Origin of the sequence: Actinomycetospora sp. CA-101289 (assembly GCF_050955895.1) — a bacterium.
GTDB lineage: Bacteria > Actinomycetota > Actinomycetes > Mycobacteriales > Pseudonocardiaceae > Actinomycetospora.
In genome coordinates, this window is the sequence record NZ_CP192093.1 from 3,377,533 (window position 1) to 3,399,971 (window position 22,439).

Genomic DNA, 22,439 nt, shown 5'->3' on the forward strand with positions numbered 1-22,439 from the left:
TGGCCCGCACGCCCGCAACGTCGAGGTCGCCGCCGGCCACTCGGGCTGCTCACCGAGCCGGCGGCCTTCCACGAGGTGACCACTGCACTGACCCGATCAATGACCGGGTCGGTCCGGCCTCCTCGTCACGCCGTCGTCGTCTGACCACATCCAGGTGGAGGACGGACCCGAAGTGCCTCGCCGTACCGGGTCCATTTTCTCGGCTTCCCGTCCGAAGTCTTCGATTGCGCCCAACCGATCGGTATGCTCCCGGGTGGGCGGGTCCACCAGCGAGCTCGCCGCCGTCAGTTCCCCTCGGAACGCAGAGGCCGTCCCCATGCTGGAGCTTCCTGTCCCGCTGTTCACCGCCCCGACTCGCGAGAGCCAGCCGGCCCGCCCGCGCCGGAGCGCAGCCGGCGAATGCCTCACGCGCGATCGGGGCTCTTCGTCGAGGCCCGGATCACCAGCACCCACGGCCGCGAGCCCGGTCGGCGAGGACATCAGGGCTGGCGCGCACGCCCGGCACACCAGAGCCGATGCGGCCGGCGGGTTGATCGTGGCCCCGGTCCAGCCACGGCGAGGTGAGATCATCGTGCGGGCGCACGGCGAGGTCGACCTGGCCACCACCTCGCGTCTGCAGGCAGTACTCGAGCAGGCCGTCACCGCGGTGGCCTCCGAGAGCCGGGTCGACGCCTCACAGCGGCGAGGCGCCGCCCCGCCCCGCGTCGTGTGCGATCTCGACGCAGTGACCTTTCTGTCCGCGGCCGGGCTCACCGTCCTGCTGCGGATCACGGAGTTGGCCGCAGCCCACGGCGTGGGCTGGATGGTGATCGCCAGTTGCCGCCCGGTCTGCCGCGTGGTCGAGCTCACCAACCTCGACCAGCTGCTGCCGCTGCGGCCAGCCGACCGAGGATGCTCGCGCCCGACCGCGTGACACCGCTGACCACAGGGCCCCGCACGGCATCGACTACGGCTCAGGAGACGGCGATCCCGCGGACGCGAGCGACGCGCTCGGACCCAGAACAGATCGGTCCGAGAGAGCTGTCACAGGGCCTGCTGTCGCTGTAGCCGATGTTGCCGTGGAGCTCAGCGATCGCCACTGTCGGGGCCGGACGGCCGGGGCTGCGGCACCCTCTCCACGCCGCCCAGGTGCTGCTGGAGAACGGCCTCGGTGGCCGGGTCGATCTCCATCGGCCCGGGGTGCTCCCGCTTCAGCGGCGCGTGCAGCGCGATCTCGTCGTCCGGCTCCGGGATGACGTGCTCGGCGACGATCCCACCGGCACTGACGTCGACGATGGCGGCGTGCGCCTGTTCCAGGACTCTCTCGACGTCGATCGACCCGTTGCCGGGCATCGGTCACCTCCGAGTGTGCGGGCTGCTGGTCGGACCAGAAGTCGGCACCGTGGTGGACCGTTCCGCGTACCTTGTCCGATCGGGCGCGACGTCAACACACCCCGGGCGGCGTCCCGTGGAGTTGACCCTCCGCGGTCCACGCTCTGTCGTTGCTGGCAGCCCGTGCAGGTGTGGCCGGGCCCGACCCGGGACTCGACGGTCGAACTCAGCGCGCTCCACCGCCTCGGGGAGAGCACCCGAGGCGTCGGCGTTGTCGAGGAGCCACTGGGGCGACGGCGGTCAGCTCCACGTTGGTGTTCTGGGAGGACTTGACCAGCATGCGGAACGCGTCCTCGTCGTCGACCTCGAACCGCTCCCGGAGCAGACCCTTGGCCTGCCCGATCAGGTCGCGGTGCGGCACGCGCGGGGCTGCCCGACGAGGCATTCGCTGTCCACCGAACGCGTGCGCGACGGCGAGTCAGCCGGGCGTCTCGGAGTTGATTCCGGTCCCGGTCGAGCCGGGCTTCCGGCTGGTGAGCCACCCCGCGACGGCGGTGAGCTTCATGTTGGTGTCCTGGGAGGACTTGACCAGCATCTGGAATGCGGCCTCGCCGTCGATGCTGAAGCGCTCCATGAGGATGCCCTTGGCCTGCCCGATCAGGTCGCGGCTGTCCACCGCCTTCTGCAGGTGCGTGGCCTGGCCGGCGCCGTAGAGCAGCAACGCCGCCTGGACCCCGAACAGCCCGGCCATCGTGCGGCTGTGCTCGTCGAACGCGTCCGGGGCGTGGGAGTAGAGGTTCAGCGCCGCCCGGGGTCCGCCGTTGGTGGACAGCTGCGTGGAGAGCAGGGCCCGGAAGCCGGCGTCCACCGCGCGCGGCGCGAACCGTGGCCAGAGCTCGGCGTCGGTGCCGGCGAAGTCCTGGGCGACGACGATCCCGCTCTCGGGCGGGTCCTCGATCGCCTCGATGCAGGGGCCCTGGCGCAGCTCGCTCTGGGTCTCGTCGAGCTTGCGGATGACCTCGCTGGTGGGGTGGCGGGTCTCGATGCGCCCGTGCTCGGTGATGGAGATGCTGCCCGCGTCCACTCCGGGGACGGTGTGGACAGCGGAGGTCACGATCTCCTGCAGCGTTTGCTCCAGGTCGCGGATGCTGCGGCGCTGGGCGAGTTCGCGGGAGGCGTGGCGCAGGGCGATGAGGAGCTGGTCGTTCTGACGGGGGTCCATGGGGGTCCCACCTCGTACTTCGCGGCGGGGACGAACACAGCACCTCGACGAGGCGGTTGCGCCGAGCAGAGCCGAAGCGCCATGGCTGCGTTCTGCCCGCCACCCGGAGGCCGGTCGGGACGCGCATGAACAACGGGACCACCGGGAGCGCTCGTGCCGAGCGGAGCGCTCCGCGTCCGGTCAGCGCCCGTCACGTCGACCGCTGTGACCGTCACCGTACAGAGCCCGGACGATCCGTGCGGGGGCTGGCCCCGATCGACGGGGCTGCACGTACCCGGCACGGCGGGATTCGGGGAGACGCTCTCAACGTGTTGGTCTGGGCGCTTCGTCGAGCATCTGGGTGGCGATCTCCGCCCGGGTGAGCGCCGACGCCTGCGCCCGGCGGTGGATGGTGTGCACGGCCTGCTCGATGCTGATACCGAGTCGCACCGCAACCCGGCCCTCGGCCTGGTGGAGCTCGTCGTCCTCGTGCCAGGTGAACTCGTAGCCGTCGGACGTGTCCATCGGTCCACCTTCCGTCGCAGCTGCGTTGACACAGCGGGCGGCGGGGTCCGGGCCGGGGCTGACCACCCCACCGTGACTGACACATCGCGATCCGTCCAACAACGGACAACGGCCGGCTACGGGGTCTTCCCCTCGGCGGCGCGGGCTGTGTGCCGGGCCGCTGGTGCTCGGGCTCGTCGGCTCCACCGGACCAGGACCAGCGCGACGATCAGAGCTCGCGGTGGCGACGCGCGAGCGTGTCAGCGATGTCCCGCAACTTGACGTTGAGCTGTTGGGAGGCGCGTGTCAGGGCGTCGAAAGCTCTGTCGGCGTCATAGCCATGACGCTCCATGAGGATGCCCTTGGCCTGCCCGATCACGTCTCGGCTCGACAACGCCGCGCGCAGGTGGGCGGCCTCGAGCTCCGCAGCGGTGCGTGCGGCGGTGTGGTGTAGCGCCACCCCGGCGAAGGAAGCGAGCAGCAGGGCCGTGTCACGGTCGGCGTGATCGAGTGCGTGGGGCAGCGACGAGTAACAGTTGAGCGCCGCCTGTCGGGGCGGCTCCCCGTCGGGGAAGATGCCGGTGGAGAGCACACACCGCACCCCGAGCGCGACGGCTCGCGGCCCCCAGGTCGGCCAGGGCACGCCGTCGCCCTCTCCGGGGGCGGCCTCAGCGTCCACCGGGTGATCGGGGACGGCGAGGTCAGGGTGATAGGCAAGCCCCAGACCCGAAGTGATCGTCGCCGCGAGGCACGGTCCTTCCCCTGCCTCGTACTGGGCTTGGTCGAGCTGTCCGGCCACGACGTCGGTCCGCGCAGGCGTGGTGAAGGCACCGTCGTCGAGGCGCAGACTCACGCTGACCATCTCGGCGCCATCGATCATCTTCAGCGCGGCGTGAGCGACTCGGTCGAGCACATCGACAACGCCGCCGGTCTCGCCGACGGGGGCGCTGAGCATCCGGGCGACCGCCGAGAACTCCCGCGCCACAGGACCGACGGTCGGGTCTGCTGCTTCCCTGGCGGGCGCCGTCGCGGGATCGCCTCGTCCATCGCGAGACGGAAGGTGCTCGGCGAGCCACCGACGGGGCCGCAGCCCTGTCCTGTTCTGGGCGGGCCTGGTCGTGTCGGGGCCCGCGCCGTGCTCGTCCACCGCCACCTCCAGCTGATCGCCTGCGTTCCCGCGAGCATCAAGCTCCACGACGCCCGCTGGAGCTCCTGGTCCCGGTCCCGGAAGGGGCGGGCGAACCGCTCACGGCGACCTTACGTGTACTGCACAGGCTCGCCTACGCCAGACGAAGGACCTCGACGCCCCCGAGTACGGCCGTCGGGGCTCTTCACGGCGTCGTCAGCAGGTCTTCGGCGAACCCGCTCTACGACACGCCGAGGGCCCGAGCATCGGCACGGATCTTCGCTCCTCGTCGTCGCATTCGTGCTGGACGTGCTCGGCCATCGGGGCTCCTCGGCGACGCGCTCCGCGTTCTCGAGGTCGGTCCCGAGAGGCCCAGGTCGACGAGACGCACCTGGTGGCGGGGGCGGACTCGATGGCTTCCGCCGCACAAGCGGGTCTGGCCTACTGACCGCACTCCGCCACGAGACGAGAGGTTGCGGGCGATGACCGAACTGACGCTGGAACGGTACGGGCAGGAGTTGGTGGACCAGACCGCTCAGTTCGCCGCCACCGCGCGTCGCGCCGTGGCAGATGCACCCGTGCCGACGTGCCCGGGATGGAGCTTGCGCGAGCTCGTCGAGCATCTCGGTCAGACCCAGTACTGGGTGGGCTCGATCGTGGAGGACCGGGTGTCCGACCCCTCACAGCTGCCCTCATCGGTCGCGGAACTGCCAGCTGACCAGGACGCCTGGGCGTCGTGGCTGGCCGAGGCCGCATCGCGGCTGGCTACCGCCGGCATCGACGCCGACCCGGACGCGCCGGTGTGGAACCCGGCGGGGGACGATCGGTCGGGGATCCAGTTCTGGCTGCGCCGCGTGCTGTGCGAGACGATCATCCACCGCGCCGACGCGGCGGCCGCCGCGGGTGTCACCTACCGGCTCGACGCCGAGCTCGCCGCCGAGGCGATCACCGACCACCTGGCGATGATGACCTCGCCGGGATGGGCGGCACAGCGGCCGGACTCCGCTGAGGCACTCCGCGGCAGCGGGCAGACACTGCACCTGCACGCCGGCGACGAGCCGAGTCTCGGCGAGGCCGGCGAATGGTTGGTCGAACGCAGCGCCGAGGGAGCGACGTGGCAGCACCGGCACGCCGACGCCGACGTCACGGTCCGCGGGCCGGCGACCTCGTTGCTGCTCGTGCTGACCAGGCGTCGGTCGATCTCGGCCGCGACGGACGACGGCGTGCAGGTCTCGGGCGACCTGGACCTCTTGACCCATTGGATCGACCACACCGCCCACCAAGCCGGCTGAGTCGAGGAACCCGGCCGCGAGCACGGTTGCACGTACGTCGGCTCTGCGGGCCTGCATTTCTGCCCCCATCAGCGTCTGGAGGTCGGGCGGCTCACGATGAGGTCTCCCGACGGCGGCAACCGTTCTCCTCTGGAACTGTGGCCGGGCTCGCGAGAACAAGGTCGAGACGCGGCTGCCGATTGAGGGCCCGGAGGACACCTACCAGCACGCCGAGTCCCGTGATCTTGCCGCGCTCACCCTGGTAGAGCAATCGGTTCAGGTCGCGCCCCGTGACCCCGAAGAGCTCGTCGAGCAGCGACGAGCCGGGCAGCGGGAGGCTGGTCGGGGTGACGACGTCGCTGAGGAGATGCCGGCACAACAGCACCGCCGCCTCCACCACGGTGGCCACCGGGACGGCGGCCTCCGCGTCGCGGAACACCCGAGCTGTGTGGCCCAGATCGATGCCTCGAAACTCACCCTTGAGCAGCTGGAGAATCGTCTCGACGAACCTCGCGACGTCGTGGGCGGGATTGCGCGCCCGATGGTGCGGGCCCCCGAAGCCTTGCTTCTGGTAGTCGATGACCCCGTTCTTCGCGGCCTTCTCGAGGTTCTTGAAGAACGATCACCGCCCGCAGGCGAGGAACGTACTCCTCGGCGTTGGGGCAGCCGTCGAAGTAGAGCACCTCAATGTCCACGCCCAAGGATCACCGACGTCGTCGTAGCACGCACACGGTGCGATCAAGACGGCGACGTCTTCCCGTCCCGGCGCGGCTTGGTCGGCCTGATCTCTGTCCGCCGACGGGGTCGGCCGAGGGCCGCAGCACGACCAAGCGCCCGCGGCCGAGGCTCTCGTGACCTCACGCTGGTGCTCGCGCTAGGGCGTCGTCGCCGACGGCGCCGAGGTCATACAGGAGCGAGCGAGAACCGGGCAGCGGGATTAATATGGAATAGAGGCCTCATAACACGCAACCGGAACAAGCGCTCAGCGTCTCGGTCGGGTGAAAGGCTGAGCCGGCCCGCAGCGACGTCATTGTCGGCGTGTGGCAGGGATGTGGTCCGGCTCTTGCTGGTGAGAGATGGACGGATCACGCTCACGGGCTCTCAACATCACCGCATGCCGGAGACGGGTCCAACAGACCTGTCGACCGTATGGTCACCAGCCGCAGTCAGATTCCCAGGACTCGCTCAGAAGACCTCCCAGGACGGAGCCGGAGGCGCGCTCGATCGAGCTGACCGACATGGTCTCGTCCCTGGAACGACATCGCCGACCCTGAAGGACAACTGATGCGCAGGCTCGTGGTCTGCTCGATCGTCTCCCTCGACGGGTTCTCGGCCGGCCCCGGCGGAGACGTCACCGCGCTCCCGTTCGACGACGGCTTCGACCTCTACTGCGCCGAACGACTCCGCGCCGCCGACATCGTGCTGACCGGACGCTCGTCGTACGAGCTGTTGCGCAGCTACTGGCCCGGCGTGGCCGACGACCCGAACGCCTCCGACAGTGAGCGCGAGGTCTCTCGGCAGCACAACGCAGCCCGCCAGGTCGTGGTCTCCGACTCGCTCACCATCGGCGAGGACGAACCGTGGTCGGCCACCACGACCGTGGTTCGACGGGCCGACGCCCACGCGACGGTGCGGGAACTGCTCGCCGCCAACGAGATCCTGGTGTTCGGCAGCGGGACCGTCTGGAACGACCTGCTCACCGCGGGCCTGGTCGGCGAGTTGCACCTGCTCGTCGGGCCGACGCTTCTCGGCGCCGGCATCCCGGTGTTCCGCGGACCCCCGACACCGCTGCGGCTCCTCGAGGCGCGTCAGCTCGACGGATCATCGCTGGTACTGCACCGCTACAGCGCATAGAGCACCCCGCAGCACCTGGGGGCCATGACGCCGCAGCCCCAGAGCCGACCGGGACGCTGGCCGCCAGGAGCTTGACAGTCCTGGGCGCTCTCGGGTCACAGATCCTGCGTCGAGGGCCTCCGCCGCTGACGTCAGCGCCCGGCGCTGCGCATGGTCTGGCGGAGCTCGGCGACGAACGCGCTGGGCTACTCGAGAGCTGCGAAGTGGCCGCCGACGTCGAGGACGCCGTAGTGCACCAGGCGCTCGTAGCGCGCCTCGAGCCATCGGCGTGACGCTTGCGGGTTCGCGAGGAAAATGCTCACCCCGGTCGGCGTCCGGTTCCGTCCCTCGGGAGCCGACGCTCAGGCCCCTTCCCAGTAGAGGAGGCGCGGTGAGCAGAACATCCGGGGGCCCGGGGCGATCCGCAGGCAAGCACCAGTGTGGTGATGCTGTCGCCGGCCAGCGTCGAGGTGGATACCGTCGCCGCATGGAGCCCTCGCGCAGAGGTCATCTGCCGATCAACGGCCTCCAGCTGTACTACGAAGTGCACGGCGATCTCGCAGCCTCGGGGGCCGTGCCCCTGCTGCTCGTTCCCGGCGCCTTCCAGTCGACCGAGTTCGTGGAGCGGTGGGTGGCGGCCTTCGCTGCCGAGCGCCCCGTCATCGTCTTCGACCAACAGGGACACGGCCGCACGCCCGACACGCCGCGCGCCATGTCGTACGAGCAGTTCAGCGACGACGCCGCATCGTTGCTGCACGCGTTGGAGGTCGAGCGCTGCGAGGTGATGGGCTACTCGCAGGGCGGCGCCGTGGCGTTGCAGCTGGCGGTGCGTCACCCGCAGCTCTGCCGCAAGCTCGTCATCGTGTCCGCCACCTACCGCCCCGACGGCTGGTACCCGTCGGTCCCCCGGGCGATCGCAGGTCTCACCGGCGACGACTTGGCGGACACCCCGATCGGCGAGACCTTCCGCCGGCACACCGTCGATCCTCGCGCGTTCGACGCCTACGTCGAGAAGATGAAGGTGCTGGGCATCGAGGACCACGACATCAGCGACGCCCAGATGCGGTCGATCCAGGCCCCGGCGATGGTCATCGTCGGAGACGCCGACGGCCTGAAGCCCGAGCACGCCGTGGCGATGTTCGAGCTGCTCGGTGGCGGCGACGAGGAGGCGGCCGCGACGGGAACGATCGCCTCGGTCCCGCGGGCCAGACTCGTCGTCCTTCCTGCGACGTCGCACATCTCGATCTTCGGTGGTGTGCAGGTCCTCGAACCGATGATCACCGCCTTCCTCGACGACGTGCCTCCGGCCACCTCGTCGCTGTGGTGATCCGATCGCGATGTCGCGGCCACCCGAACATCGTCGATCTCCCGACGCGCCACCCTTCGACGTTTCGCGCGCTTGTCGCGCTCAACCGGAGCTCGAGACCGGCCCTGCTCGTGGGCGCACAAATCGACCCGAGCGAGCAAGAGAGCGTCGTGATGCGTCCGGACCTTGAAGACCAGGTTCCGTAGCCCACAGGTCCGCCAGCACCCGGGTCCTCGGACGCGGAGTTGCCCGCGACGGTAGGCGCTTGGTCGACCTCGCCCCTGCCTCGGCTCCTGCGCCGGGGCATCCCACTCGGCCGGCGAGGACGGACCCTTCCTCCTCGACCGCATGCGGCGCCGAACTCTGCTCCGGGAGACACCACGACGCGGAGGCGCTGCCGTCGACGGCCACGCCCGCCTCGACCCCGACCCGCCGAGAAGCGGACGACCCCCCAGGGCACCGGCTCGCGCCGCGTACCGGGCGGCTCAGAGAGTGGCGGTCACGAGCCAGTTGTGGGTGCTGTCGGCCCGGCCGGGGTCGAAGCTGGGGTGGACCGAGCGGCCGTGGTCGGCCGCGATGTCGGCGAGTTCGTGGACCTCGGGGTTCCAGCCGTGTCGGGAGAGCCATTGGCCGGGATCTCCGGGCCCGCCGCGCCAGAGCGCGTCGAGCGCCGGGTCGATCTCACGCAAGGCCGTCCGGAAGCTCGGCGAGGCTTCGAGGTGGTCGAAGGCGATCGTGCTGCCCGGAGCGCTGGCGGTGGTGATGCGATCGAGCAGGGTGTCCGCCGCGGGCTCGTCGAGGGCGTAGAGCAGTCCCTCGGTGAGCCACGCGGCGGGACGGGAGGCGTCGAAGCCTGCCGTCAGGAGTGCACCGACCCAGTCATCACGCAGGTCGACACCCACGGTCCGGCGCCGCGCGTGGGGTGTGGCCGCCGCGGCCGCGAGGACGACGTCCTTGAACGCGAGCACCGGGGCCTGGTCCACCTCGAACACGGTGAGCTCGGTGGTTCCTCCGGCCGGCCAGTCGAGACGGAAGACCCGGCTGTCCATGCCGCAGGCCACCAGCACGACCTGATCGCGACCGCCGGCCGCGGCCTCCAGCAGGGCGTCGTCGAGGAAGCGGGTGCGCACCGCGACCTGCTCGGCCATGTGCTCGACGAACCCGTCCGCGTGCGGCGGCAGGCCGTGCCCCACGGCCCGGATGAAGCTCACCGCGTAGGGATCGGCGCAGATTCGGTCGGGCCGATCGGTCTCGCGAGCGCGGAGCGCGGCGGTCATCAGTGATGTCGCACCGATCTGGTCCATGGTTCAGCCCTCCGGAGGAGGCGGGTACGTGAAGCGCGTGAGCACGTCCATGAGCTGGTCGTACTCACCGTCGCCGAGGTGCTCGACAAGGCCCTGGAAGATGGCCTGCCCGTTGTCGTGAGCCGCGTCGAACACCTCGAGACCTCGCGGAGTGATCTCGACCTCGCGCACCCGCCGGTCACCGGGGATCGGCTTGCGGACGGCCATGCCCCACTTCTCGAGGTCGTCGACGACACGCACGACCATCGCCTTGTCCATTCCGATGGTGGCGCCGAGATCCCGCTGGTTGATCGGTCCGGACTGGTGGAGCTCGATGAGGACCGCGAAGTGCCGCAGCTCGACACCGAGCGGCCTCAGGGCACCGGAGAGCGCCGCCGCCGCGTGGTCGTGCGCACGACGCAGCAACAGGCCGATGGCGAAGGGCGAGGTGTCTCCGGGCCGGTCGGTGGCGCGTGGGGTCCGAGCTGGCCGGCCGGTCGCCGGCCCGTCCTGCTTCGAGGAGACAGTCATGCGCTCGATCCCGTCCTGGTGCGAACAGCTCGACGGTGGTCTCGATCGAGACGGTAACACTCGAGAACACACAGTGTCGACAGAGTTAGTATCATATGAGACTGTCTTATTCATGACCACTCTGCCGCGTCCGTTGTCCCCTGAGGTCTCCCCGCCCCCGCGGGACGAGCCCCTCACCGTCGGGGATGCGGCCCGACGCGCCCTCGAGAGCTCCGGCGGCCTCCCCGGCATCGCCGTCACCGCCGCCCCGACCGTCGCCTTCGTGATCGCCAACGCGCTCGGCGGACTGACACCGGCGCTGATCAGCCTGGCGGGCACGGCATCGGCCGCGTTCGTCCTCCGGATCGTTCGCCGCGAGCGGCTCACGGCGGCGCTCGTCGGCCTGGTGATCGCGGCAGTGAGCGCGCTCGTGGCCGCCGTCACCGGCGAGGCCCGCGCCTTCTTCCTCCTCCCGATGCTGCTTCCGGTCGCCGTCCTGGTGGGCTGTCTCGGGTCGGTCCTGATCCGACGCCCGCTCACCGGGCTGCTGCTCAACCGCGTGGTGGGCGGCCCGAGCCAGTGGCGCCGACATCGGGGCCTCATGCGGGTCTACATCGTCACGACGCTGATCGCGGTGGCCGTGAACGTCGTCAACGTCGGCGTCCAGGCCGTGTTCTACCTGGCCGACCGGCCCGCGGTGCTGGCCGCCGCACACGTCGCCACAGGGCCCGTGTTCGCCGCTCTGGTCGCCGCCACCGTCATCGCCGCCCGACGACAGCTCACACCCGAGCCCACCGTCTGAGCGTCCACGAACCTCACGCTCCACCGGGAGAGACCATGCGAGTCATCATCATCGGCGCCGGGCTCGGAGGGCTCACGCTCGCCCACGGCCTCCGAGGCGCCGGCATCGAGGTCGCGGTCTACGAGCGCAACCTCCGCGCAGGCCCCCAGCCGGCCAGCTACGGAATCCACATCAACGGTCATGGCAACCGGGCCCTGCACGCCTGCCTCCCCGCGGAGAACTGGGACCGCTACGATTGCGGTGCCGTGCCCGCGCCGGACGTCGTCCGGTTCCGTGCACCCACCCTGGCCACGTTGACCGCCCTCGAGCTCAGCTCCCTCACCGAGAACGCCGACCCGATCGGGCACCGCCGCGCCGTTCGGCGTCAACCCCTGCACCAGGCGCTGCTCCACGGGCTCGAGGACGTCGTGGAGTGGGACAAGACCTTCTCGTCGTTCACCCGGCACGTCGGTCGACGGGTCCAGGTCCAGTTCGCCGACGGCACCACCACCGAGGGCGACCTGCTGGTCGGGGCCGACGGCAGCAACTCGCGGGTCCGCCACAAATACCTGCCCGCACTGGTGCGCCACGAGCTGGGGATCCTCAACGTCGCCGGCCGACTCCCCCTGAGCCATCCCGCCGCCCGAGCCTTGCCCCGCGACATGACCGACGGCTCGGTCAACAACGTGGTCCCCCGACGGGCGGGCTGGCTGTTCGCCTCCACCTGGCCCGCATCTCCCCGCGACACCGCCGCCGCCGCGCCCGACGAGGACTTCCTGGTCTGGGCCTACGCCGCCGGCCGCCGCGCCTACCCCGACGACGTGGACTCCCTCGGGCCCCGCGAACTGCAGCGCTGGGTCGCCACACGCGTCAGCGACTGGGACCCGCGGGTGACCGCGATGATCTCCGCCAGCTCCCCGGACACCATCGCCCCGGTGCCGCTGCGCAGCATGACCACGCTTCCCGACTGGTCTCCCTCGCAGATCACCCTGCTCGGTGACGCCATCCACAACATGACGCCGATGGCCGGGATCGGCGCCAACACCGCGCTCCGTGACGCCGACGCCCTGCGCCGCTCCCTCACCGGCGCCGAGCCGGTGAGCCTCGTCGAGCGCGTCGCACGCTACGAGGACGAGATGCGCGCCTACGCCAACGAGGCCCTCACGCTCTCGACCCGCAACGCCCGCAACGCTGCCTCCGACAAGCGTCTGCCGCGCCTCGCGTTCCGCACGCTGCTCAAGGTCACCGATTCCGTCGCGCCCATCAAGCGGAGGGTCTTCCCCGGCGCTGTCCCCACCTCGACGGCCTAGCGAGCTCACCGGGGTCCTCAGTCGCGGTCACGATGCTTCGGAGCCTTCCTCCGACCCCAGAAATCGAAGCAGGCCACGCCGATGCCGATGAGCCCGATGAGCCCGAGAACCATCGCCAGGCCTGCCAACCACCGGATGACGCCGCCGCCAGTGCTGACGCCGAGAACGAGCACGGCGCCGACCACCGTGATGAATACCGTGCTCCCGATCTGGCCGACGTCCCGCCAACCCAGGCGCTTCGGGTAAGGGGAATCCACCATCGGAATCGGCGGCGTCCCCGATAACCGGCTGTTGATGTCGACATCGTCGTCACCTGTCTGATCGTGCGTCCTCGCCGGTCACCCCGGCCCAGTCCGCGCCGAACACCGCGACCTGGCGCCATCCCCCAGAGAGGGGCTGGCGTGACCAATGGCCCTCGTCGACAGCGCCCGCGTACCAGTACGGATTGCCGCCCAACGCATAGGTCTCCAGGCGGTGCCGTGTCGAACTCGGCCGGCCGCAGTCGCGGAGCGCTGAAGGCGCCGATTACGAACTCCACGGCCTCGGCCGCTTCGGACTGCCCGTCCAAGTCGTCGCCAGCGAAACGACCGTCTTCTGCGCCATGGCCGAGATCATCCGCACCCGCCGCACACAACGTCTCGGGTCACGACAGCTAACCGCTTCTGCGGAGGATAAGTCCGCCGAGCGGGACCACTACCAACCCCTGCGCGACGCATGCTGGCGTCACGCGCACCGCACACTTCATCGCCGAACGGGAGTCGGTGGGACCGGGTGATGTTCGCTCGCCTGCCCTGATCGCGGTGTCGCGGGGCACTGATTGTTGGAGACCTACGCCCGTCGCCACGTCGTCATCGGCGGCAACCGGCCGATCATAGCCCTGACGCGGGGCTTCGGACGCAGCTCTCGTGCAAGATGGTATTGACTGAATTGAATTGTTGGTGTCGAGGAGCACTCGCCATGTCGTTCATCTCTCCGTCGAGCGCCGAGGTCCGCGCCACCCTGCCCGGTGATGACCTCGTACCCGATGCACAGGTCACCATGGACCGCGCCTTCGACCTTCCGGTGCCACCGAGGTTGGCTTGGCCGTGGCTGTCCCAGCTCGGTAAGAACCGCGCCGGGTGGTACTTCCCGCACTGGATCGAGCGCTTCCTCCCGCCCGGCGGACGCGGACTCCGCCACGTCGACCCCGCGCTGCAGCACCTGGCCGTCGGGGATGTCGTCGACGACTGGGGCGGCGCAGACGCCACCTTCGAGATTGTGGTGCACGAGCCGCCGAGCACCCTGGTCCACTGGTCCCGTCGCGGCGACGCCCGAATCAGCTGGACGATCGTGGTCTCGTCGGCGACCGGAGAGACATCGCGCGTGCACCTGCGATTCCGCATCGCCGGCGTTCGGCGTGTGTGGCTGGTCCGCACCGGTGGGGAGCTGATCGACGGATTGACCGTGGCGAGCCTGGCCGCTGGGCTGCGTGAACGCGTCGTCGAGGCCCGATGCGTCTGACGACACTTCCGAGCCGGAAGCGTTTCCAATCCTGCCGCGCCCATCAGGGGTTAGGCCTATCCGTACTCGGTCATGTCATGCAACCTCGCGGCCCGTCGAGAGGCGCGGGGGGATGTCGTCGAAACCGCTGAGCAGGTGCAGATCGGCCTCCGCGCGGCGGTCGCCGTCAGGGCCGCGGCGAACAACCGACCCGCCGCGTCCCGGCCTGTACCGCCTTGGTTTCCCTGAGCGCTCGCGACATCGTGCGTGAGGCAACGGCGATGGTGTTCTGGGGTCACGCTGGTCTGACGCAGCCCGAGCACGCGAGGTTCCACCCGCATGTTCGGGTGGGAGCCCGGCGGCGACCTCACCGCCCGGCGTCGTCCTTCCCGTCCTGCGCAAGTGCCCGTGTCCGAGCCGGTCGAGGTGGGCGCGGATCGTGCCGTGGGCCCGGTGGGCGCGGGACTTGACGGTCCCCCCCCCCCCCCGACCCCGACCCCGAGCAGCTGCGCGGCTTCGGCGTGGGTGAGGTCCTAATCGTCGCCGCGGAGGCGGCGAGGCCCAAGCCCGCATGCCCAGCCGTCCACGTTTCCGAGGACGGATGCTTTGTCCTAGTGTCCGGTCGGGTCGGAGGGGGGACCGCATGCCCGGGCTGCTTCGTGCTCGCGGCCGCATCGTGGGGCGGGACGACGAGCGAGCCCAGCTGCTCTCCCTGGTCAGTGGGCCGACGTCCCGGCCCTCGTCGTCGACCAGCCGCATCTCCATGCCGGCCACCGGCGTGCCGATCGAGCCGGGCTTGCGCTCGGCGTGCGGGTGGTTGAACGAGGCGACCGGCGAGGTCTCGGATAGCCCGTATCCCTCGAGGATGATGCAGTCGAAGGCCTCCTCGAACGAGCGCAGCACCTCCACCGGCATCGCCGAGCCGCCCGAGCAGGAGGTTCGCAGCGACGACACGTCGTACTGGTCGCGGTCGGAGGCGTGCAGCATCCCGGAGTACATCGTTGGGACGCGCGGCGACCCTGCCTCTGTTGCACTCGGCCGCGTCTGACTCGTAGTCAGATTCGTAGTTATGGAGGCGATCGTGCATCGACCGCGCACCTCATCAGGCAACGCGCACTGACGCGGCCCGCAAGCCCGGAATGTGTTCGAAGGAGCCGCAAGCGCGACCGCCGGATGGGCCGTCCTCCGCTCACACTGCCTCGAGCAGCAACTCTGATGACGATGGAGAGCCGGCGACGACCGCCGTCGCGTCGCGCGACGCCAATGCCGCCAGCTGTACATCCCAACCGTCGGGCGATTCTCCCAGTCCGAGAGCGCGTCGATCACGCCCGCATCGAGGTCCTCGCCGCAGACCAACGGTAACGACGACGGCGCGGAAGTCGATCGAGAGGGGTAAACATCTCGAGGGGAAGTGGAACTTGTTTGGCAGGAAGTCACGGCCAGCAGCCGAGTCCGCCCCGACTCAGGCAATGATGATCGATATCTACCAGTACAGCGGCATGGGTTATACGTCGTTGTGCACGTTCGGTATGCAATGTCCGTTGTCGCTCCAACGGGGTCAGCTTGTCGGAATCCTGCCCGGGTACACCTCGCGGGAAGACGCAGGCTCAGCCATGGTCGAACATCTCGCGAACGATCACGGAGTCGATCCCTCGGTCCCCCGTTGGGCGCCGGACTGAGCGGTGCGCCGCTCAGCGGTCCTCGCCGAACCGGTTGCGCTTCAAGATTCGGCGTCCTGCTCGCCCTATGCTCGCGATGAGAGTAGGCCTTCAGGGTGGGTGATCTGTCACGACGCGGGTATCGGACTCTCGGATCGATCTCGAACGGGCTTGCCACCCCCAGACTAGGAGCAGCGCCACCAGTTCGGCCCGCGTCGTGCAGTGTGTCGACCGGGTTCATCTCGGCGGTTTCGGCGATCGCATGTACTGGGACCTGACGAGACCCCCCCCCCCCGGGCCGACGCGATCACCATGTCAGCCACCCGTGCTGGGTGAAGCACATCGCCGTGGATGACGGCGACCTGCAAGGTGTTCACCCACCTGCAGATCGATCCCCGCCTGAGCGACCACCGGGGTCGCCGCGATCGCACCGGCCACGATCATCTCGGCGGCATGCTCCTGCGCGCCAGGGGTGGAGCAACTGCTGCGCTGCGGCATCCATCGCCGTGACCAGGTCCTCCCCCGAGTACGACGACCCGCTCACACCGTGTCCCCGCGCCACCTTCGCCCACCTCTCCTCGGCCCGTCACCGCGGCGGGGACGCAGAGCAGGCCATCCTGCCCAGCTCGAGGGCGGACGGCGGGACCGGACGGACCCGTGCCGTCATTGCTCCTTGGTGCTGGGCGCTGCAACAATCGCCGCGTTCCTGCGTCCGAAGGGACCACATGGCCGGGACGGTGAGTACAGCTCGGCTCGTCGCTCGGTTCCTGCCCGTCGGTGCGGCGCTGTTCTGCATCCAGCTGGACTTCTTCTCGCTGAGCCTGGCGCTGCCCTCGATCGCGGCCGACCTCGGGACCTCGACGACAAACCTGCAGTGGCTGATGAGTGGCTACATGATCGCGGTCGGCGCGCTGCTGATCCCCGGGGGACGGCTCGGAGACGTGGTGGGGCGGCGCGCGGTGCTGCTCGGTGGCATCGCGACGTTCGGGGTGACGTCGCTGGTGTGCGGCCTGGCCTCGTCGGTGCCGGTGCTCGTCGCAGCGCGCATCGTGCAGGGCGCGGGCGCTGCGGTGGTGCTGCCCACCGCGTTCGCGCTGGTCACGAACGCTACGACCGAGGAGGTGCGCCCGCGCGTCATCGGGGCGCTCATCGGGATCGGCGGGGTGGGCACGGCACTCGGCCCGGTGGTCGGGGGTGTGCTGTCGTCGTCGGTCAGCTGGCGATGGGTGTTCCTGCTCAACGTCCCGGTCGCGGTCCTAGCCCTGCTGGGTGGGATGCGCCTGCCCGAGTCGAGGACCGGCTCCGGGCCGCGACGGATCGCCGGGCTGGACTGGTGGGGCGTGGTCACGGTGGTGGCCGGACTCGCGCTGATCAGCGTGGGCATCGACGACGTGGGGGCCCGGGGCTTCACCAGCGTCCGGACCCTGGGGGCGCTGGCCCTCGGGGTCGTGCTGCTCGGAGTCTTCGCGATGATCGAGACTCGGGTCGCGGAGCCACTGGTGCGCCCGGAGCTACTGCGCGACCGCGCTTACGTGGTGCTGGTGGTCACCGCGACCCTGGCGAACATCGGCACCGTGGTGTCGATCCTCGCCGCGACCCTGGAGCTCCAGGACGTCCGGGGACTGTCCGCGGCCACCGCGGGCCTGCTGTTCTTCGTGGCCTCGGTGGGGCTGGCGGTGTGCGGGCCGCTGTCGGGCAGGCTCAGCACTCGTCACCCCGCGGGCCGGATCATGGCCGTCGCGCTGCTGCTCGCCGCGCCCGCGCTGGCGCTGCTGGCGTTCGCCGGCCCGCTCCCGATCTACGCGCTCGCACTCGCCCTATGCGGGATCACCACCGGCATGGGCTACTCGCTGGGGGAGCTGGCGGTGCAGAACACACTGCCCCCGGAGCGCTCAGCGGAAGGCACCTCGGTGCTGCTGACGGTCCTGACCGCGGTCGGCGGGATCGGCGTCGTCGTGGCCTCCGCCGCCATCGAGGCCGTGGGCAACCAGCAGATCACCAGCGGCGGAATCGCGGCCGTCCTCGTGGCCGCCGCGCTGCTGCTGCTGCTGGCCGGGCTGGTCACCGCGCTCGCGGAGCTCCGGGCCGCCCGCCGCTCACGCGCCAGCGCTGTGACCGGTTGAGCGCGGATCGACGAAGGGTTCGTCATGGCACTGTTCGGCGACGCCACCGTGGCCGACCCCTACCGGGTGTTCGGTGAGCTGCGCGAGCGCGACCCGGTGCACTGGAGCGACGAGGTGGACGCCTGGGTGCTCACCCGCTTCGCCGACGTCCGCGCGGTGCTGCACGATCAGCGCTTCTCGTCCCGGGTGCTCGACGCGACCCCGCACGCATCCGCGGCCGGCCCCAGTGGTCCGGCGGCGGGCACCAGGACCTCCCGGGTGCTCGCGGGGGCCTACACGTTCGTCAACAACAGCCTGGTGTTCTCCGACCCCCCGCAGCACACACGGCTGCGCCGCCTCGTCGGTCAGGCGTTCGTCCCCGCTGCCGTGGACGCGCTGGCCCCGGCCGTCGAGCACCACACCCGCCGGCTGCTCGACGCCGCCGGTCCACGGTTCGACGTCGTGGCCGACCTCGCGGAGCCGCTGCCGATCGCCGTGCTGGGCGAGCTGCTGGGCGTTCCGCTGCTCGACGGGGACGCCCACCGGCTCAAGACCGCCTGTGACGACTTCCTCCTGCCCTGGGGTCGCGACGTCTCGAGCCTGTCCGAGGACGAGAACGACCGCGCGGTCGCCGCATCGGGGGCACTGGGCGCCTTCGTCGAGACCGTCCTCACGCAGCGGGGAGACGCGGCGCCGGACGACGTGGTGGGACGGCTGCTGGCCGGCGAGACCGACGAGCAGCTCACCCACGAGGAGCTGTTCGCGACGATCGTCCTGCTGCTCATCGCCGGCCACGAGAACCTGACGAGCATGCTCGGCAACGGCGTGCTGTGGCTGCTCGACCTGCCGGAGCTGCGTGCGCGGCTGCGCGACGAACCCGACCGGTGGGCGGCGGTGACCGACGAGCTGCTCCGGCTCATCACCCCGAACCAGTTCATCCGCCGCGTCGCCCGCGAGGACGTGACGCTGGGCGGGCGGTCCATCCGGGCCGGCGACGCCACCGTGCTCGTGCTCGCCGCCGCGAACCGGGACCCTCAGCACTTCCCCGACCCCGACCAGTTCGTGCTCGACCGCACCGAGCGACGCGACGTCGCGCTGGGGCAGGGTCCGCACTACTGCCTCGGCGCCCCGCTCGCCCGGCTCGAGACCCGGATCGCCCTGCGCGAGCTCCTCGAACGCCACCCCTCGCTGACCATCGCCGGGCCGCCCTCCTACGCCGCCAACCTCAACCTACGGCTGCTGACCGCGCTGCCGGTCTCGTCCTCTCCGGAGTAGACGCACCCACACCTCAGGACGACCCCGTCGCTCGTTCCCGAAGAGTCAGTCGAGCCCGAGGGCTGCTATCGCCCGATCCGCCATGGCGCTCTCGCCGAGCGCATTGGGGTGCACCGGGATGAAGTTCGTCGACCCCACGACCGGCTCGACCCACCGTGTCCCGATCGGCTTGCAGGCGTCGTGGCCGGTCGAGACGCCCGCGACGTCGATGAACGAGACACCGGTGCGGGCCGCCGCACGCCTGACCGCGTCGTTCAGGGTGGCCTGGATGTTGTTGAGGTAGGGCACGTCTCCGGACGCGATCGGCATGATCGGGTAGCAGCCCGTCGTGGGCGGCAGGATGGTCAGGTAGCCGGAGATCGCGACCCTGGCGTTGGGCGCATTGGCCCTGACCTTTGTTAGTGCCGCCACGAGGTTGGGGTAGGTGCTGCGGTTGATGGTGTTGACGAACGAGTTGCCGTACGTGTCCCGGCACGGGCTGCCCTGACCTGCGGTGCGGGCCCCGGCCGCCCCGCACTTCTGGATCGTCCCGACGAAGACGCCGTTGTCGTTGCCGCCGATGGTCATGGTGACCAGTTGCGTCTGCCGAGACAGCGCATTGAGCTGGGGCGCGACGCCGGAGTACTGCGCCGTCGTGTAGTCGTCGGTCTCGGCGCCACTGCAGGACACGTCGGTCAGCTGGTACCCGCGCGCAGCGGCGATGTCATGGCCCCAGTTGAGGGCCGACTGTGCGCAGGCGGGAGGATAACCCGGCGCCGGCGGAACGATCCCGGCGCCGGCGCTGTAGCTGTCACCCATGTTGACGTAGCGCAGCGCGCTCTGCTGGGCCACCGCGGCGGCGGGAACGACGACGAGGCCAAGCACAACGAGGAAGGCCACCCCCGCGCGCTGGAGAAGTCGAACGGACAGGCGCATCAGCGGGTCCCCTCAATCGGGCAGACCTACAGGTGGCTCCTCCAGGCATTGCAGGATCGGAGGAGCCCGAGGCTGTGTTACGCGACGCGGCTGTTCGGGAGGTCTTGGTGGCCGGTGGCACGCAAACCCTCAGGAGGCGGATCGTGACGGTGCGGCCACGCACGCCCCGACGGCAGGACTGAACCGCACCGGCGTATCCGAGATCTGATCGTCTGAGGAGACCTCCTCCGCAAGCCATCTCGCCGCTCGCGCGGCGCCCGCATCGCAGAACTCGCGCGCTGGCTCGAATGGGCCACGACGAGCTACGCCGCCCTGCGGCTGGGCGCGGCACTGGTTCTACTGGGCTCGCCATCGCTCGCAGCAGCCTCCTCCCGGGCTGGTTGGGCGCACTGTTCGCGCTGTCCGGGGCGCTCGACCTCATCAGTGGCGTCGTGGTCGGCGAGCAGGGCTTCTCGACAGCGGCGACGGCAGTGTCGGCCCCCACGGTGATCTTGCTGCCCGCCCACAGTGATCGCGCTCGCCGTCATCGCCTTCCGCTGGAGGCAGCCCACCATGTGATGGCCCCGAGAATTGGCGGTGGGCGCACCCGCAGTTGATTCCGACGTCCGAGGCAGCGACCGGGCCTCACGACGAAGTCCGGACTTGAGTGCGTGGCACGGCTCGTGGCACGAACTCCAGGGCACGAGGGGCTCAGCGAGGCACGTGCTGCGATCCTCGGACTGCTGAGAGGCCAGGTAGGGCGCTCGAGCGCACCGGGTCGCCCGGCCTCCGGAGGCGGTGGCCGATGCTCGAGACGGTGACGGAGGACCGGCGCGAGCGCCCACGGCACACCGGAAGTCGCCGGACGCGTACCCGGCGAGCGAGCTCCTCGCCCTCTACGTCGCCGACCTCGGAGCCGCTACCGCAACTGCTTCGCGAACCTCAGGCGATGACAGCCTGCTCCGTCGTGCCGGGTTCGGCGGTGGGGCGGACTTCGTCGAAGGTGAGCAGGCCCTTCACGACCTCCTCGCGGAGGACGAACTTCTGAATCTTTCCGCTGGGGGTCATCGGCAGATCGGACCGGTAAGCCCAGAACACCGGCGTCTTGTGTGGGGCAAGCTGCCCGCGGAGGAATGCGGTGAGCTCGTCGACCGACGGACGCTCGTGGGTCGGGCGCACGCGCAGGACGGCGCCGACCTGCTCGCCCCAGGTGTCGTCCGGCACCCCGATCACCGCGGCGGTCTCGATCGCCGGGTGGCCGGTGAGCACGGCCTCGATCTCGGCCGGGTAGAGGTTCATCCCGCCGCGAATGATCATGTCCTTGATCCGGCCGGTGACCTGGAGATACCCGCGCGCATCCATGTTCCCGATGTCGCCCAGGTGCAGCCAACCGTCGGCGTCGATCGTCGCGACGGTCTCGTCCGGGAGCGCGTAGTAACCGAGCATGTTCTGGTAGCCGCGGCAGCAGATCTCGCCCTGCTCCCCGATCGGTGCCGGCTCGCCGGTGACAGGGTCGGCGATCTTGACCTCGAGCTGCGGCAGGGGTTGGCCGACGGTGTTCGCCTGGTCCTCGGGCTCGTCGGTGACCCGCGTCTGGCTGATGACGCCGTGGGTCTCGGTCTGGCCGAACAGGATGCTGAAGCGGCAGCCCAGCAGGTCCATGGTCCGCCGCACGAGGGCTGCGGGCACAGCCGCGGCGCCACTGAGGATGGTCTGCACGCTCGAGAGGTCGCGGCGAGGGCGGTCGGGGTGGTCCAGCACCGAGATCAGCATCGTGGGCACCAGCAGCGCGTGGGTGCCCCGGTAGGTCTCGAACGCTTCGAGCAGGTGTCCCGGGTCGAAGCCGGGAAGGATCACGAAGGTGCCGCGCTTGGCCCAGGCACCGAACGACGTCACGGCGCCGCCGCCGATGTGGAACATCGGCATGGCGTTGATGTAGACCCCGCCGTCGTCGAGCCCTGACCGGTCGGCCACGAACGTCGCCTCGTTGACCAGCCCCTTGTGGTGCAGCATCGCGCCCTTGGGGAAGCCGGTGGTGCCGGAGGTGTACTGGATCTGCAGAAGATCGTCGGGCGACACCGTCGGCAGGGTGGTGGAGGGGTCTCCGGTCTCGAGGAACGCGTCCCAGTCGGAGAAGGAGAACACCTCACGCAGGTCGGGCAGGTCCGCCCGGAGGTCCTCGACGAGGTCCCGCATCGCGAAGTCGCGGTAGGAGTCGACGCAGAACAGCCCGACCGCACCGGACTGCCGCAGCACGTACTCCAGCTCGCGGGCACGGTAGGCCGGGTTGAGCGCGACCATCACCACGCCGGCCAGGGCGGCGCCCTGCTGCAGCACGACCCACACCGCACTGTTCGGCGCCCAGACGGCGATGCGGTCGCCGGGGGCGAAGCGGGCCAGCAGGGCCCGGGCCGTGCGCTCGGCGTCGGCGAGGAACTCGGCGTAGGTCCATTCCCGGCGCGCGGCCGGATCGGCGACGCAGTCGACGAGCGCGAGGCGGTCCGGCACGGTCGCCGCCGCGTGGCGGATGGTCTCGCAGACGGTGACGTCGCGGACCTCGCCCGGCTCGGCCGGCCAGTAGGAATCGGTGGGCAT

At 70.3% G+C, this 22,439-nt stretch carries 21 protein-coding genes; 9 read left to right on the top strand and 12 right to left on the bottom strand.

The features are described 5' to 3' along the window. Positions 1-316: 316 nt before the first annotated feature. Positions 317-913: an STAS domain-containing protein gene (locus ACQPX6_RS16935; protein WP_433788287.1), complete on the top strand. Its 597-nt coding sequence runs from the start codon at positions 317-319 to the stop codon at positions 911-913. A gap of 152 nt (positions 914-1,065) precedes the next feature. Here ACQPX6_RS16935 and ACQPX6_RS16940 read toward each other — a convergent pair whose 3' ends face one another. The 5 genes from ACQPX6_RS16940 to ACQPX6_RS16960 form a co-directional block, all read right to left on the bottom strand. Then, a complete protein-coding gene (locus ACQPX6_RS16940; protein ID WP_433781432.1) occupies positions 1,066-1,332 on the bottom strand; it encodes a hypothetical protein in 267 nt (88 codons plus the stop codon). Between the two features lie 205 nt (positions 1,333-1,537). Next, a complete protein-coding gene (locus tag ACQPX6_RS16945; RefSeq protein WP_433781433.1) occupies positions 1,538-1,732 on the bottom strand; it encodes an ANTAR domain-containing protein in 195 nt (64 codons plus the stop codon). A gap of 57 nt (positions 1,733-1,789) precedes the next feature. Continuing rightward, positions 1,790-2,533, bottom strand: a complete 744-nt coding sequence (locus tag ACQPX6_RS16950) for a GAF and ANTAR domain-containing protein (RefSeq protein ID WP_433781434.1) — start codon at positions 2,531-2,533, stop codon at positions 1,790-1,792. 303 nt (positions 2,534-2,836) lie between these two features. Beyond that, a complete protein-coding gene (locus ACQPX6_RS16955) occupies positions 2,837-3,037 on the bottom strand; it encodes a hypothetical protein (protein ID WP_433781435.1) in 201 nt (66 codons plus the stop codon). Between the two features lie 208 nt (positions 3,038-3,245). Beyond that, positions 3,246-4,001, bottom strand: a complete 756-nt coding sequence (locus tag ACQPX6_RS16960; RefSeq protein WP_433781436.1) for an ANTAR domain-containing protein — start codon at positions 3,999-4,001, stop codon at positions 3,246-3,248. A 623-nt stretch (positions 4,002-4,624) separates the two neighbouring features. On the opposite strand from ACQPX6_RS16960, the gene ACQPX6_RS16965 reads away from it, so the two are divergent. Beyond that, positions 4,625-5,434, top strand: coding sequence for a maleylpyruvate isomerase family mycothiol-dependent enzyme (locus ACQPX6_RS16965; RefSeq protein WP_433781437.1), 810 nt, complete (start codon positions 4,625-4,627; stop codon positions 5,432-5,434). Between the two features lie 91 nt (positions 5,435-5,525). Here the strand turns inward: ACQPX6_RS16965 and ACQPX6_RS16970 are convergent, their stop codons facing one another. Then, positions 5,526-5,852 (bottom strand): hypothetical protein, encoded by a 327-nt coding sequence (locus ACQPX6_RS16970; RefSeq protein WP_433781439.1) that lies wholly within the window; start codon positions 5,850-5,852, stop codon positions 5,526-5,528. Between the two features lie 845 nt (positions 5,853-6,697). On the opposite strand from ACQPX6_RS16970, the gene ACQPX6_RS16975 reads away from it, so the two are divergent. Then, the gene (locus tag ACQPX6_RS16975) at positions 6,698-7,267 is read left to right on the top strand and encodes a dihydrofolate reductase family protein (RefSeq protein ID WP_433781441.1); all 570 of its coding nucleotides are present in this window, start codon (positions 6,698-6,700) and stop codon (positions 7,265-7,267) included. Positions 7,268-7,733: 466 nt separating this feature from the next. Then, positions 7,734-8,573, top strand: coding sequence for an alpha/beta fold hydrolase (locus ACQPX6_RS16980; protein ID WP_433781442.1), 840 nt, complete (start codon positions 7,734-7,736; stop codon positions 8,571-8,573). A 464-nt stretch (positions 8,574-9,037) separates the two neighbouring features. Here the strand turns inward: ACQPX6_RS16980 and ACQPX6_RS16985 are convergent, their stop codons facing one another. Together ACQPX6_RS16985 and ACQPX6_RS16990 are read right to left on the bottom strand one after the other, a co-directional pair. Then, entirely contained in the window at positions 9,038-9,856 is an 819-nt protein-coding gene (locus ACQPX6_RS16985; RefSeq protein ID WP_433781443.1) for an SAM-dependent methyltransferase, read from the bottom strand. A 3-nt stretch (positions 9,857-9,859) separates the two neighbouring features. Continuing rightward, positions 9,860-10,366 carry a MarR family winged helix-turn-helix transcriptional regulator gene (locus ACQPX6_RS16990; protein ID WP_433781444.1) on the bottom strand — a complete coding sequence of 169 codons (507 nt, stop codon included), beginning with the start codon at positions 10,364-10,366 and terminating at the stop codon, positions 9,860-9,862. Here ACQPX6_RS16990 and ACQPX6_RS16995 point away from each other — a divergent pair. Both ACQPX6_RS16995 and ACQPX6_RS17000 read left to right on the top strand, forming a co-directional pair. Continuing rightward, the gene (locus ACQPX6_RS16995; RefSeq protein WP_433781446.1) at positions 10,365-11,147 is read left to right on the top strand and encodes a DUF3159 domain-containing protein; all 783 of its coding nucleotides are present in this window, start codon (positions 10,365-10,367) and stop codon (positions 11,145-11,147) included. The genes ACQPX6_RS16990 and ACQPX6_RS16995 overlap by 2 nt on opposite strands. Positions 11,148-11,182: 35 nt before the next feature. Next, positions 11,183-12,436, top strand: a complete 1,254-nt coding sequence (locus tag ACQPX6_RS17000) for an FAD-dependent oxidoreductase (protein WP_433781448.1) — start codon at positions 11,183-11,185, stop codon at positions 12,434-12,436. A gap of 17 nt (positions 12,437-12,453) precedes the next feature. On the opposite strand, the gene ACQPX6_RS17005 is transcribed toward ACQPX6_RS17000, so the two are convergent. Continuing rightward, complete coding sequence (locus ACQPX6_RS17005) at positions 12,454-12,693, bottom strand: hypothetical protein (protein WP_433781450.1); 240 nt, start codon at positions 12,691-12,693, stop codon at positions 12,454-12,456. A 700-nt stretch (positions 12,694-13,393) separates the two neighbouring features. On the opposite strand from ACQPX6_RS17005, the gene ACQPX6_RS17010 reads away from it, so the two are divergent. Then, on the top strand, positions 13,394-13,936 hold the full coding sequence (locus ACQPX6_RS17010; protein WP_433781451.1) for a hypothetical protein: 543 nt from the start codon (positions 13,394-13,396) through the stop codon (positions 13,934-13,936). Positions 13,937-14,011: 75 nt separating this feature from the next. Here ACQPX6_RS17010 and ACQPX6_RS17015 read toward each other — a convergent pair whose 3' ends face one another. Further along, positions 14,012-15,814, bottom strand: a complete 1,803-nt coding sequence (locus ACQPX6_RS17015) for an AMP-binding protein (RefSeq protein WP_433781453.1) — start codon at positions 15,812-15,814, stop codon at positions 14,012-14,014. Positions 15,815-16,298: 484 nt separating this feature from the next. Here ACQPX6_RS17015 and ACQPX6_RS17020 point away from each other — a divergent pair, with 484 nt between their 5' ends. Both ACQPX6_RS17020 and ACQPX6_RS17025 read left to right on the top strand, forming a co-directional pair. Continuing rightward, entirely contained in the window at positions 16,299-17,696 is a 1,398-nt protein-coding gene (locus ACQPX6_RS17020; protein WP_433781454.1) for an MFS transporter, read from the top strand. 24 nt (positions 17,697-17,720) lie between these two features. Beyond that, on the top strand, positions 17,721-18,950 hold the full coding sequence (locus tag ACQPX6_RS17025) for a cytochrome P450 (protein WP_433781455.1): 1,230 nt from the start codon (positions 17,721-17,723) through the stop codon (positions 18,948-18,950). 45 nt (positions 18,951-18,995) lie between these two features. On the opposite strand, the gene ACQPX6_RS17030 is transcribed toward ACQPX6_RS17025, so the two are convergent. Further along, positions 18,996-19,865 carry an SGNH/GDSL hydrolase family protein gene (locus ACQPX6_RS17030; RefSeq protein WP_433781456.1) on the bottom strand — a complete coding sequence of 290 codons (870 nt, stop codon included), beginning with the start codon at positions 19,863-19,865 and terminating at the stop codon, positions 18,996-18,998. A gap of 921 nt (positions 19,866-20,786) precedes the next feature. After that, positions 20,787-22,439, bottom strand: coding sequence for an AMP-binding protein (locus ACQPX6_RS17035; RefSeq protein ID WP_433781457.1), 1,653 nt, complete (start codon positions 22,437-22,439; stop codon positions 20,787-20,789).